Origin of the sequence: Desulfovibrio sp. ZJ369, from assembly GCF_011039085.1 — a bacterium.
Classification (GTDB): Bacteria; Desulfobacterota; Desulfovibrionia; order Desulfovibrionales; family Desulfovibrionaceae; genus Desulfovibrio.
Window position 1 is genome coordinate 25,576 of sequence record NZ_JAAKEI010000028.1, and the last position, 12,274, is coordinate 37,849.

Genomic DNA, 12,274 nt, shown 5'->3' on the forward strand with positions numbered 1-12,274 from the left:
ACGCGAAATGATGGCAGCGAAGTGATTGAAAATGGATATTTTCAATCACAAAATACTCTAGGCGGCAGGCCCGCGCTGTCATGCCCGCCCGGAGGGATTTTTCTTTTTCCGGGCGCAGGCCCGGCATACGCCCTTGACACAGTGCGGCTGTCTGTGTAGTTTTTGAAAAAACAACGGAACCGGATAAGGATTTTTTTATGCACGTTTTCCCGACCGCCTTCTTTGCCGACAGCGTTATGGGCTGGTGGTGGCGCAGGCAGATGCGTGGGGGAGACGTGCGGGCATAAAAAATCCGTTCGTTCCGGTCAGCTTTTGCAAGCGCCGTCTCCCTGTGGGACGGCGCTTTTTTTTATGTCTTGCAGCAGGAGAGCCTTTCCGCGGGCAACGCTCTGCCGGGGCGAAGGCACACAGCGCGGCAAGGCGAGGAGGGCACAGGCCGTTTGTGGGCGGAACGCAGTTCCAAGCACCGCCTGTTGCAACATACATCTATTCATAAGGATGTGGAGGATGGAAACAAACACAATCGCACGGTCGCGGCTGACCCTGCAGCAATCCGCCCGCTGGCTTCCGGCGGACATGGATACGCCGATCAGCCTGTTCATGGGCATGGCGGGCGCGGGCAACGGCATTTTGCTGGAAAGCGCCGAAGTGGACGGCCGCTGGGGCCGGTACAGCATCCTGGCCTGCGACATGGCCCTGTTCATATCCTGCCGGGACGGCAAGCTGGCCCTGCGCGTGGAAAGCCCAGGCCTCGCGCCGCTGGCTGATCTGGAGGGCCTGCCCTTTGTGTCGGGCCTGCGCGAGCTGATGCAGTGTCTGCATGTGCTGCCGCCGGAAAATGTCCGGGATTTGCCGCCGATCACCCGCGCCCTGTACGGCTGCCTGGGCTTCGGCATGGCCGGGCTGTTCAATCCCAAGCTGGCCGGGATCATGCCGCCTGAAGAGGCCGACTGCCTTCTGGCCCTGCCCGGCACGGTGCTGGTTTTCGATCATCTGTACAATCGGCTCTGCCAGGTAAGCCTGGGCGAGCACCGGGATCTGCGTAGCGCCCGTCAGGCCGCCGGACCCGCAACCGGCAGGGATCCGGGCCAGAGCGAGACTTTTGCGCCGGATCAAATCCTGGCCGAGCCGGATGAAGCAGGCTACAAGAGCCGCGTGGAGCGGATCAAGGAAATGCTGCGCCAGGGCGAGGCCATTCAGGTGGTGCCCTCGGTGCGCTTTTCAACGCCTTTTGCGGGCGACCCCTTTGCGCTGTACCGCCGCATGCGGCGTTTCAACGCTTCGCCCTATATGTTTTACATGCGCTTCCCGGAGCTGACCCTGTTCGGCTCTTCGCCGGAGGTCATGGTGTGCTGCACGGAAGGGCGTTTGCAGCTTTCCCCCATTGCAGGCACGCGGCGCCGGGGCAGGGACGATCTGGAAGACGCCCGTCTGGCCGCGGAACTGCGCGACGATCCCAAAGAGCGCGCCGAGCATGTGATGCTGGTGGATCTGGGCCGCAATGACCTGGGCCGGGTGGCCAGGCCGGGCAGCGTCAATCTGGAGCGGTACATGGAAGTGGAACGCTTTTCCCATGTCATGCACCTGACCAGCCGGGTCACGGCGCGGCTGGCCGACGGCCTGGACGCCCTGGACGTGCTGGCCGCCGCGTTCCCGGCGGGCACGGTTTCCGGCGCGCCCAAAACGCGGGCCCTGGAGATCATCCGTGAGCTGGAAGGCCGCTCGCGCGGCCCGTACGCGGGCTGCATCGGCTGGCTGGGCCTGGACAAGGCCAGCGTGAATCTGAACACAGGCATCACCATCCGCAGCATGTGGCTGCGCGACGGCAGATTGTTCTGGCAGGCGGGCGGCGGCATTGTTCATGACTCCGATCCCGAACTGGAATGGAAGGAAGTGTGCAACAAATCAGCCATCATGCGCCTGGCGCTGCGAGCGGAGGACGAAGAATATGTTTCTGCTCATCGATAATTACGATTCCTTCACCTACAATCTGGTGCAGGCCTTTTACGCTCTGGGGCATGAGCCGCGCGTCCTGCGCAATGACGACCCCGCGGTGCTGGAGGCCGCGGTTGATCCGGAGCTGAAAATGGTCTGCATTTCTCCCGGGCCCGGCCATCCGGCCAGGGCCGGGCTCTGCCCGGAATTTCTGAACCGCCTTGATCCGCGCATTCCGGTGCTCGGCGTCTGCCTGGGGCATCAGCTCCTGGGCCTGCATGCCGGGGCCAGGGTGGACATAGGCCCCTGCATCATGCACGGCAAGCAGTCGGAAATCGTGCATGACGGCACGGGCCTGTTCAGCGGCCTGCCCAATCCCATGCGCGTGGGCCGGTATCATTCCCTGGTGGTGCGCGCCGACGAGGACGCCGCCAACCCGCGCTTCAGCGTGACAGCGCGCGCGCCGGAAGGCGAGGTCATGGCCCTGCGCTACACTGATCGCCCCTGGGTGGGCGTGCAGTTTCACCCCGAATCCGTGCTCACCCCCGACGGCCTGCGCCTGCTGGGCAATTTCCCGCAGTCGGTGCTGAGCACGGATAGCGGGACCGCGGATCTCGCGGACACTCTGGAGCGCCTGGCCCGCAGGGAGGATCTCACGGCTGAAATGGCCTCCGCGGCTTTTGCCGCGCTGATGGACGGCAAAATGACCCCGGCCCAGGCGGGCGCTTTTCTGATGGGCCTGCGCATGAAGGGCGAAAGCGCCCTGGAGCTGGCCCATGCCACGCGCGCGGCCCTGGCCCGGGCCGTGCGTGTGGACGGCATTTCCGGCATCAGCATCGACGTGGTGGGCACGGGCGGCGACGGCCGCAACTCCTTCAACTGTTCCACGGCCACCTCCCTGGTGCTGGCGGGCATGGGCTACAAAGTGGTCAAGCACGGCAACCGGGCCGTCTCCTCCAAGTGCGGCAGCGCCGATGCTCTGGAAGCCCTGGGCATTGGTCTGGACAAAAATCCTGCTTCCGTGGCCGAAATGGTGCGGCGGCGCAATTTCGCCTTTCTTTTTGCGCCGTATTTTCATCCGGCCTTCAAAAATATCGGCCCCTTGCGCAAGGAACTGGGGGTGCGTACGCTCTTCAATATCCTGGGCCCCATGATCAATCCCGCGCGCCCGAGCCATCTGCTCATGGGCGTGGCCCGGCCCGAACTGGTGCCCCTGGCGGCCGAGACATTGATCCAGTCGCCTCTGTACCGGGCGGCCGTGGTGTGCGGCGCGGGCGGCTATGATGAAGTGACGCCCCTGGGGCCGGCGCAAATCGCGCTGCTGCATGACGGCGCCATCAGCCCTCTGGCGCTGGACCCGGCGGATTTCGGCATCCGGCCCTGCGCGCCCGAAGATCTGGCCGTGCACAGCAAGGAGGAAGCCGTGGCCGTGCTCAAAGACATACTTGACGGCAACGGCTCCAGGGCCATGCTGGACATGGTGACGCTCAACGTGGGCTTGTCCCTCTATCTTCTGGAGGAAAATTGGGACATGACCTTGTGCATGGCCCGCGCCCGGGAGGCGGTCAGCGGCGGCCTGGGCAGGAAGGTGCTGCATGCGGCTTGAGCGTTTTTACACGGCCAAGCAGGCTGAGGTGCAAGCCTTGCGCCGGGCGGCCGAGCAGGGGAAATTGCCCGCGCCTCTGGCCGCCCCGCGCCCGGATTTTGCGCAAGCCCTGCTCACGGCCCGGCCCGAGGCGCAAAGCCGGACAGAAGGCGGAAAAGCCCCTCTGGCCGTGATCGCGGAATACAAGCGGGCCTCGCCGTCGCGCGGGGTGATCTGCCAATCCCTGAGCGTGGAAGAAGCCGTGCGCCAGTACGCCGGGGCCGGAGCTTCGGCCTTGTCCATTCTCACGGAAGAAAGGCATTTTCACGGCCGCCTGGATTTTCTGCAACGGGCCGCCGCGTCCGAGCTGTACCGGCAGGGCCCTCTGCCCCTGCTGCGCAAGGATTTTATCTTTGATCCCCTGCAGGTGCGCGCCACGGCGGCCACCCCGGCGTCAGCCCTTCTGCTGATTGTGCGTCTGACGCCCGATGCCGCGCTGTTGCGGCAGTTGCGGGAAACGGCCGAAAGCCTGGGCATGCAGGCTGTGGTGGAAATTTTCGACGCGGAAGATCTGCGGATGGCGCGTGAAAGCGGCGCGCGGATTATCCAAGTCAACGCCAGGGATCTGCAAACCTTTGCCGTGGATCGCGCGGCCTGTCTGGCCCTGGCCCGGACCTGGCCGCCCGCTCCGCATGAAATATGGGTGGCGGCCAGCGGCATCAGCCGCCATGAACATCTGCGCGAGGCGGCCGAGGCCGGGTACAGGGCCGCCCTGGTGGGCAGCGCCCTCATGGAAAACGGCAGGCCGGGGGCCGCGCTTTCCGCCCTGCTTTCCGGGCCGGATGCCGGGCCGGAGAAGAGAGCGCAATCAGGGGAGCAGCCATGCTGATCAAAATTTGCGGCCTGACCCGGCAGGAGGATCTGGACCTTGCAAGCCGCCTGGGCGCGCAATTCTGCGGTTTTATTTTCCACCCCAAAAGCCCGCGCTGCATAGCGCCGGAGCAGGCCGCCCGCCTTGAGAGCGGCTCCATGCGCCGGGTAGGCGTGTTTGTGGAACAGGATGCCGAGGAAATCCGGCAGATTATGCGGGCCGCGCGCCTGGATCTGGCCCAGCTCCACGGCGGGCAGAGCCTGGAGTGCGCGCTGGCTGTGGGCGCGGAGCGGGTGATACGGGTGATCTGGCCGGATCGTTACACGCATCGGGCTGTTTTGCATGCTGAACTGCTGAAGCACGCCCGGGCCTGCGCCTTTTATCTGCTGGATGCGGGCACGGCCGGAGGCGGCAGCGGCAGACGGCTGGAATGGCAGGATTTGTCGGGCTTGCGGCCGCCGCGGCCCTGGCTGCTGGCCGGGGGCCTTGGCGCGGACAACGTGCGGCAGGCCCTGCGTCAGTGCGCGCCCGGCGGCGTGGACTTCAATTCCGGCATTGAGGATGCGCCGGGCCTGAAAAATGCGCAAAAACTTCAGGCAGCCGTGGCGGCCGCGCTCAAGGCCGGTGGCAGGGGCGCGGATTCGGCTGCCTGAGCCTTTGAAAAAACGCTGATTTCAAAGGCAGGATGTTGCGGTTGCGGCTTCCGCGCACGCGTTCATGGAACAATTTTTTGGGGAGTTCTTATGAAAAACAGGTACTTCGGGGAATTCGGGGGTTGCTTTGTGCCCGAACTGCTCATGCCGCCGCTTCTGGAAGTGGAAGCGGCCATGCGTGATATCCTGCCCACGCCCGCGTTTCAGGCCGAGCTGGACGATCTGCTGCGCAATTACGCGGGCCGCCCCACGCCTCTGACGCATTGCCCCACGCTTTCGCGGGAGCTGGGCTTCAATCTCTGGCTCAAGCGCGAGGATTTGCTGCATACCGGGGCGCACAAGGTCAATAACACGCTGGGCCAGGCTCTGCTGGCCAGGCACATGGGCAAAACCGCCCTGGTGGCGGAAACCGGGGCGGGACAGCACGGCGTCGCCACGGCCGCGGCTGCCGCGCGTCTGGGCCTGGCCTGCACGGTGTACATGGGCGGCGAGGATGTGGAACGCCAGGCGTCCAACGTGATGCGCATGAAGCTGCTCGGCGCTCAGGTGCACGCGGTGCAGAGCGGCACCCGCACGCTCAAGGACGCCATCAACGAGGCCTTGCGGGCCTGGATTTCCTGCCAGCAGAACACGCACTACTGTTTTGGCACGGCCGCCGGGCCGCATCCCTTCCCGACCCTGGTCCGTCTGCTGCAAAGCGTCATCGGCAAGGAAACCCGCGCCCAGATCCTGAAAAAAACCGGCAAACTGCCGGATGTGGTGGTGGCCTGCGTGGGCGGCGGCTCCAACGCCATCGGCATGTTTCATCCTTTTCTTGAGGATGAGGGCGTGCGGATCATCGGGGTGGAGGCCGCAGGCACCGGCGAGCCGGGCTGCTTCAACTCCGCGCCTTTGAACCTGGGCGCGCCCGGCGTGCTGCACGGCAATTACAGTATGCTGCTCCAGAATAACGACGGCCAGATCGAGCCTTCGCACTCCATTTCCGCTGGCCTGGATTATCCCGGAGTGGGCCCTGAGCACGCCTTTTTGCACAAGAGCGGGCGCGTGCGGTACGGCATGGTCAAGGACGCCAATGCGCTGGCCGCATTCCAGCGGCTTTGCCGGGCCGAAGGCATTCTGCCCGCCCTGGAGTCCTCGCACGCTCTGGCCTGGGTTCTGGATCATCCGCAGGAATTCGCGCCCGGCAGTCATGTGGTGGTCAACCTCTCCGGCCGGGGCGACAAAGATATGGACATCATCCGCAAGGAGCTGGAACGGAACATCCCGGCCAGGGAAGAGGTGTAATCATGCATATTCTCGAAGAAAAAATCCGCAAGGCCACGGCTGCCGGGCGTCCGGCCCTGATCCCCTTTCTGACCGCGGGTTTTCCCGACCGCGCGCTTTTCTGGCCCACACTGATGGAACTGGACGAAAACGGCGCGGACATCATTGAGATCGGCGTGCCGTTTTCCGATCCCGTGGCCGACGGCCCGGTGGTGGAGGAAGCCTCGCGCCGCGCGCTCAGCGACGGCGTCAACCTCCGGGACATCCTGCGGGAACTTGTGGAGCGCAGGGGCCTGATCAAGGCCGGCGTGGTGCTCATGGGCTATCTCAATCCCTTTTTGCAGTACGGCCTGGAAAATCTGGCCAGGGATGCGGAAAAGGGCGGGGTGCACGGCCTGATCGTGCCGGATCTGCCGTTTGAGGAATCCGCGCCCCTGCGCGCCGCGCTCAAAGAGCGGGGCATTGCCCTGATTCCGCTGGTGGGCCCCAATACGGGCACGGAACGCATGCTGTTATATGCCGCGGATAGCCAAGGCTACGCCTATGTGGTCTCGGTCATGGGCATTACAGGCGAACGCGCGGATCTGGCGCCGCAGGTGGCGGCCACCATGAGCCGCGCTCGCGCGGCCTTTTCCCTGCCCCTGGCTTTGGGCTTCGGCCTGCGCGAACCCGCGCAACTGGCCGCCTTGCCGCCTGAAGCCCGGCCCGATGCGGTTGTTTTCGGCAGCGCGCTCCTGAAACATCTGGATAACGGCGGCAGCGCGGAGGAGTTCCTGGCGCGCTGGAAATAGGGCGTTTTTTCAGCCGCCGCAGGCAGGCCCGCATCCCTGGAGGATGCGGGCCTGACGTTATCCTGCCCGTCTGCCGCGGGCTGCGCGAGGCCTGATGCCGTCCGTCGTAACGGCCTACGCCGGGAAAGTGAAGAAAATATGTTGACATTGAAATTCATTTTCATTTAAAAGGAAGGTCAAGCGTGTGAAGAGAACAGCTTTCCCGCCACGGGGGCTGCGGGAAGCCTCAACGCAGGAGGAAATTATGTGCGTTACCTTGATCGGCGGCATGGACAGGCTGAAGCAGGACTATATTGCGGCTGCCAGGGAAAAAGGCCACAGCCTTACCTGCATCAGCCGCAATGAACGGAATTTCGTGCACAGAATCGGCAATCCCGACGCAGTGATCGTCTTCACCAACAAGGTTTCCCATGAGGCCAGGCGCAAGGCCGTGCAACTGGCCCGATCGCGCAACATTCCTCTCCATCTGCTGCATTCCTGCGGCGTTTCCTCGCTGCGGGATTGTTTGCCTTCCGTATCATCAGCTTGACATTTTCTGAACGAGCTTCTATTTTTTTTCGGAATTGAATTTCGTTTTTATAGAGTGGCGTTACTGGGGACACTTTCGGCTCGCGGGAAAACGTCGGGCAAGGTCTTCATGTGCGTCGCAACGGAGGTTTTTGCATGAGCGCGGTCAGGCAGTTCGACACTGGTGAAGATATTCACAGCCGCGAGGGGCAGGGCGTGCGCATTGCCCTGGCAGGCAATCCCAATTGCGGCAAGACTACGGTTTTCAATGGCTATACCGGCGCGCGCCAGCATGTGGGCAATTATCCGGGCGTCACTGTGGACAGGAAGGAGGGCCACATTCATTGCAACGGCGTGGCCGTCACCCTGGTGGACTTGCCGGGCACCTATTCGCTTGCCGCCTATTCCCAGGAAGAGCTTGTGGCCCGTCGCGAGCTTGCGGGCGGCAATGTGCAGGCCGTCATTGATATTGTGGAAGCCTCGGCCCTGGAGCGCAATCTTTTGCTGGCCGTGCAGATGCTTGAAATGGGCATTCCGGTGGTAGTGGGCTGCAATATGATGGACGAAGCCCGCGCGGCAGGCATTCACATCGACATTGAGCGCCTGAGCCGGCTCTTGCACACGCCGGTGGTGGCTATGGTGGGGCGCACGGGCGAAGGGCTTCAGGAAGCCCTCAACGCGGCTGTGGATCTGGCCCGCGCCGGAAAATGCGAGCCCTTGCGCCTTTCCTACGGCACGGACCTGGATGGGGCGCTGGCTGAGATGGAAAAGAAAATTGTTGATGCCGGGCTGCTTGCGGGACGTTACCATCCGCGCTGGACAGCCGTGAAACTGCTTGAAGGCGACGAGGAAATCCGCAGGGAAGCTGCGGAGGCCGACGCCAGGACCACAGCGGCGCTGGATGCCATTCGCAAAAAGGTTGCCGAACATGTGCGCGGCACGCTCAACGCCAACATGGAAGCAATCATCACGGACTACCGCTACGGCTATATCCGCGGCCTGCTGCGTGACGGCATCATGCGCCAGGATCCCGGCAAGGATCGTCTGGCGCTTACCGATAAACTGGACAAAGTGCTTACCAATACCTTCCTGGGGCCGCTGATCATGATCGGCGCGCTCTTTCTCGTCTTTCAGCTCACCTTTGTCCTGGGCGCCTATCCCCAGGGCTGGATAGAGGACGGCTTCAGCTGGCTGGGGGAGTTTTTTGACGCTGTCCTGCCGGACGGACCCGCGAAATCCCTGATTGTGGACGGCCTGATCGCGGGCGTGGGCGGCGTGGTCAGCTTTGTGCCCCTGATTCTGATCATGTTCGCCCTGATCTCCTTTATGGAAGACAGCGGCTATATGGCGCGCGTGGCCTATATGATGGATCGCATTTTCCGCTTTTTCGGCCTGCACGGCGCCTCGGTGATGCCGTACATCATTTCCGGGGGCATTGCCGGCGGCTGCGCCATCCCCGGAGTCATGGCCACGCGCACGCTGCGCAGCCCCAAGGAAAAGCTGGCCACCTTGCTGACCCTGCCGTACATGGCCTGCGGGGCCAAGCTGCCGGTCTTTTTACTGCTGGCCGGGGCCTTTTTCCCGGACAACGCGGCCCTGATCATGTTTTTGGTCATGCTGGCCGGATGGGTCGCGGCCCTGCTGGTGGCGCGCCTGCTGCGATCCTCCATCGTCAAGGGCCAGGCCACGCCTTTTGTCATGGAACTGCCGCCGTACCGCCTGCCCACCCTGTTCAGCCTTCTCCTGCATTGCTGGGAGCGCGCCTGGATGTATTTGAAAAAGGCGGGCACTGTGCTGGTGGCCATTTCCATAGTGATTTGGGCTTCTATGACCTTTCCCGCCCTTGATCCGCAGCTTGCCGCGCCCTATGAGCAGCGGATCGAAGCTCTGACAAAACAGGCGGCAGCCCTGCCCCAGGATTCCGCCGGGCGAAAGGCTCTGGAAGATGCATTGGGCCAGGCCAAAGCCGATCTGAGCGAAGAGGAACTTGCGTATTCCATCGCGGGACGTCTGGGCAGATTCGTGGAGCCGGTGACGCGCCCCGCTGGTTTCGACTGGCGCACGGACATCGCCTTGCTGGCGGGCATTGCGGCCAAGGAAGCCGTGGTGGCCACAATGGGCACGGCCTATTCCCTGGGCGAAGTGGATGCCGAGGAGTCGGAGCCTCTGGCCGAAAGGCTTAAGGCCGACAGCTCCTGGTTCAAGGCCACAGCCCTCTCGCTGATGCTTTTTGTCTTGCTCTATTCGCCCTGCTTTGTGGCTTTGGTAGTCATCCGGCAAGAGGCCGGGAGCTGGGGTTGGGTGGCGTTCAGCATACTGTTCAACACGGCCCTGGCCTATGCTGTGGCTGTGGCGGCTTATCAGGCAGGCCGCGCGGTCTGGGGTTAGGGCCAGCCCTCATTAAGCCATGCAAAGCCGCGCCGAAAGAAAAAGGCTTTGTTCCTCTTGTCCTTCCCGCGCCGCTCCGCCTTGACAAAGGCTGGACGGCGCGGGCATTATTTATACGGTAAAAGTTTTTTCCGGCGCAGAGACCAGAGCCCGGCCTGCCGGACGCCCCCGCGGCTTTTTTCCCGGCAGGCCGGGAGCATTGCAAATCATGGAGAGGGGGAGGGCAGAATGAACCAGCGCGCCGCCCTTGTTCTGGGCCTGCTTTTGCTTTTCTCGTTTGGGTTCTGCCCCGCTGTTCATGCCTGGGATGCTTATGTGGTGCGGGTGGAAGACGGCACGACAATTTCCGTCTGCGAAAAACGCGGCAAGGACGAGCCCGTCGTTATTCTTCGGCTTTACGGCATTGACGCTCCTGCCCTGACGCAGCCCTATGGCCGCGAGGCGCGGGATTATCTGCTCAAACTCATGCCCAAAGGGACAAAGATAGGCGTCGATTCCGTGGGCGAGGACGCGCATGGCGCTGTGAAGGCCCTGGTGCAGGTGAACGGGGCCTCGGTTACCTATCAGTTGCTGGCTGAAGGGTTGGCTTGGGTGAACCGCTCGACCTGCAAGGCCATGTTCTGCCGCCGCTGGTATATTCAGGAACATCAGGCAGTGGTGAACAGGCGCGGTCTGTGGAGCTTGAACATGAGCACGCCGCCCTGGCAGTGGAGCCGCTAGTTTAGCTCATTGGGCCGCACGCGCTGTTATACAACATTATTGGGAGAGCAAAGGAGCCGATATGAGCATTTCCTGTCCACAAGCAGTACAGGATTTTCTGGACAATTGGCGTCAGGACCCGCTGCAGGCCAAAAAGGCCTTTACGGATTTTCAGAGCTTTCTTGCAAGCCGTCCCGGCGTGAGTCTGGACTTCAAGGCCCGGCCCGGGGTCAGTTATTCATTGCGCGCCCGGCATGAATCCCAGCAAAAGCGCGAGCTTTTCGTGCTGGTGGACGTGGTGGATGACGAGCCGGAAAGCCGCTGGTTGTCCGTGTGCTTTTACGCCGATATGATCACGGATCCCGACGAGTTGGGGGATTATGTTCCCGAAGGGCTGATGGGCGAGGACGCCTGTTGCTTCAACCTGGATGGGGATGATCCGGGCATGCGCGGCTACATTGCCGCGCGTCTGGCGGAAGCCGCCAGGGCCGCTGCTGCCGGGGCATGACCATGCGGACGGAAACGGCGGCCGCTCCGCCTGCCGGGCGCGATCCGGGTCGCTGCTATGTGGCCATAGATTTTGAAACAGCCGGTTATTCCGGGAACAGCGCCTGCGCCGTGGGACTGGCGCGCATTGAAAATGGCCGCCTCGCCGGGAGTTTCTATCAATTGCTGCGGCCGCCGTCTTCCCGCGTGCTGTTTACGGAAATTCACGGCCTGACGTGGACCATGCTCAAGGATGCGCCCACATTTGCCGAGATCTGGCCGGAATGCAGCGCTTTTCTGGAAGGTGCGCACTACCTGCTGGCGCACAATGCCGCATTTGACCGGCGGGTGCTCCAGGCCTCATGCCGGGCGGCGGGTCTGCCCGTGCCCGAACAGCCCTTTCTGTGCACCCTCAGGGGTTCCCGGCGCAGCCTGCCGCTGCCTTCGAAAAAGCTTGACCGGGTCTGCGAGTATTTCGGCATTGCGCTTACGCATCACCATGCGGCTTCCGACGCGGCGGCCTGCGCGGAAATCTACCTGCGCCTGCGGGCCCTGGGCGTCACGGACAATCAGATGCTCCTTTGATCAGCGCCAGCACGATTCGGGAAAACGTCCCGCTGTTTTCGGCTTTTCTTCGTCGATGGCAGGTGACGTTCTTTAATAATTCAAGAGTAATATAAAGCACTTAGCTATAGATCTCAAAAAAAGCGCGAAATGTGGTTGACAGGCCAGTGGAAAATGCCTATGTTACATTTTCGCAACAATTGAGTCCTCGCAAGAAGGCGAAAAAAATTTTTCCGCCTGCGAAAAAAAGCGTTGACAGCTTGTTGTGGATGGTGCATAAGTCTGCACCGCGCCGCTGGAAAGCGGCAGGGGGGAGACCTCCCGGTGGTTCATTGACAAGTGAATAGCGAGTGGGAAGAAAGAGTCTTTGAGATTCTGATTTCTGCGAAAGCGGGAATCTAAGTACAGATTTGAACTGGAGAGTTTGATTCTGGCTCAGATTGAACGCTGGCGGCGTGCTTAACACATGCAAGTCGAACGCGAAAGGGGCTTCGGCCCTGAGTAGAGTGGCGCACGGGTGAGTAACGCGTGG

11 protein-coding genes and 1 rRNA gene are annotated in these 12,274 nt (G+C 62.5%); all 12 read left to right on the forward strand.

The genetic code is table 11. The features are described from left to right. Positions 1-507: 507 nt before the first annotated feature. Positions 508-1,968 (forward strand): anthranilate synthase component I family protein, encoded by a 1,461-nt coding sequence (locus G7Y51_RS09405; RefSeq protein WP_165176850.1) that lies wholly within the window; start codon positions 508-510, stop codon positions 1,966-1,968. Next, entirely contained in the window at positions 1,949-3,541 is a 1,593-nt protein-coding gene (gene trpD, locus G7Y51_RS09410) for an anthranilate phosphoribosyltransferase (RefSeq protein WP_165176852.1), read from the forward strand. Before G7Y51_RS09405 ends, trpD begins: the two co-directional genes overlap by 20 nt. Continuing rightward, a complete protein-coding gene (locus G7Y51_RS09415) occupies positions 3,531-4,409 on the forward strand; it encodes an indole-3-glycerol-phosphate synthase (RefSeq protein WP_165176854.1) in 879 nt (292 codons plus the stop codon). The genes trpD and G7Y51_RS09415 overlap by 11 nt, the downstream gene beginning before the upstream one ends. Beyond that, on the forward strand, positions 4,403-5,044 hold the full coding sequence (locus G7Y51_RS09420) for a phosphoribosylanthranilate isomerase (protein WP_165176856.1): 642 nt from the start codon (positions 4,403-4,405) through the stop codon (positions 5,042-5,044). Before G7Y51_RS09415 ends, G7Y51_RS09420 begins: the two co-directional genes overlap by 7 nt. A 90-nt stretch (positions 5,045-5,134) precedes the next feature. After that, a complete protein-coding gene (gene trpB / locus G7Y51_RS09425; protein WP_165176858.1) occupies positions 5,135-6,328 on the forward strand; it encodes a tryptophan synthase subunit beta in 1,194 nt (397 codons plus the stop codon). A gap of 2 nt (positions 6,329-6,330) precedes the next feature. Then, on the forward strand, positions 6,331-7,098 hold the full coding sequence (trpA, locus tag G7Y51_RS09430; protein WP_165176860.1) for a tryptophan synthase subunit alpha: 768 nt from the start codon (positions 6,331-6,333) through the stop codon (positions 7,096-7,098). A gap of 244 nt (positions 7,099-7,342) precedes the next feature. Then, entirely contained in the window at positions 7,343-7,627 is a 285-nt protein-coding gene (locus G7Y51_RS09435) for a DUF2325 domain-containing protein (RefSeq protein WP_165176862.1), read from the forward strand. A gap of 134 nt (positions 7,628-7,761) precedes the next feature. Continuing rightward, positions 7,762-9,993 carry a ferrous iron transport protein B gene (feoB, locus tag G7Y51_RS09440; RefSeq protein ID WP_165176864.1) on the forward strand — a complete coding sequence of 744 codons (2,232 nt, stop codon included), beginning with the start codon at positions 7,762-7,764 and terminating at the stop codon, positions 9,991-9,993. 228 nt (positions 9,994-10,221) lie between these two features. Next, positions 10,222-10,713, forward strand: a complete 492-nt coding sequence (locus G7Y51_RS09445; protein ID WP_165176866.1) for a thermonuclease family protein — start codon at positions 10,222-10,224, stop codon at positions 10,711-10,713. Between the two features lie 61 nt (positions 10,714-10,774). Then, the gene (locus G7Y51_RS09450) at positions 10,775-11,200 is read left to right on the forward strand and encodes a hypothetical protein (protein WP_165176868.1); all 426 of its coding nucleotides are present in this window, start codon (positions 10,775-10,777) and stop codon (positions 11,198-11,200) included. Between the two features lie 2 nt (positions 11,201-11,202). Then, complete coding sequence (locus tag G7Y51_RS09455; RefSeq protein WP_165176870.1) at positions 11,203-11,763, forward strand: exonuclease domain-containing protein; 561 nt, start codon at positions 11,203-11,205, stop codon at positions 11,761-11,763. 391 nt (positions 11,764-12,154) lie between these two features. Beyond that, positions 12,155-12,274, forward strand: a 16S ribosomal RNA gene (locus G7Y51_RS09460); the annotation flags it as partial.

Excerpts from the sequence above, each read along its gene's own strand:
- G7Y51_RS09450 (WP_165176868.1), top strand. The coding sequence starts at position 10,775 with ATGAGCATTTCCTGTCCACAAGCAGTACAGGATTTTCTGGACAATTGG.
- trpD (WP_165176852.1), top strand. The coding sequence starts at position 1,949 with ATGTTTCTGCTCATCGATAATTACGATTCCTTCACCTACAATCTGGTG.
- G7Y51_RS09455 (WP_165176870.1), top strand. The coding sequence starts at position 11,203 with ATGCGGACGGAAACGGCGGCCGCTCCGCCTGCCGGGCGCGATCCGGGT.
- G7Y51_RS09415 (WP_165176854.1), top strand. The coding sequence starts at position 3,531 with ATGCGGCTTGAGCGTTTTTACACGGCCAAGCAGGCTGAGGTGCAAGCC.
- feoB (WP_165176864.1), top strand. The coding sequence starts at position 7,762 with ATGAGCGCGGTCAGGCAGTTCGACACTGGTGAAGATATTCACAGCCGC.
- G7Y51_RS09435 (WP_165176862.1), top strand. The coding sequence starts at position 7,343 with ATGTGCGTTACCTTGATCGGCGGCATGGACAGGCTGAAGCAGGACTAT.
- G7Y51_RS09445 (WP_165176866.1), top strand. The coding sequence starts at position 10,222 with ATGAACCAGCGCGCCGCCCTTGTTCTGGGCCTGCTTTTGCTTTTCTCG.
- trpB (WP_165176858.1), top strand. The coding sequence starts at position 5,135 with ATGAAAAACAGGTACTTCGGGGAATTCGGGGGTTGCTTTGTGCCCGAA.
- G7Y51_RS09405 (WP_165176850.1), top strand. The coding sequence starts at position 508 with ATGGAAACAAACACAATCGCACGGTCGCGGCTGACCCTGCAGCAATCC.
- G7Y51_RS09420 (WP_165176856.1), top strand. The coding sequence starts at position 4,403 with ATGCTGATCAAAATTTGCGGCCTGACCCGGCAGGAGGATCTGGACCTT.
- trpA (WP_165176860.1), top strand. The coding sequence starts at position 6,331 with ATGCATATTCTCGAAGAAAAAATCCGCAAGGCCACGGCTGCCGGGCGT.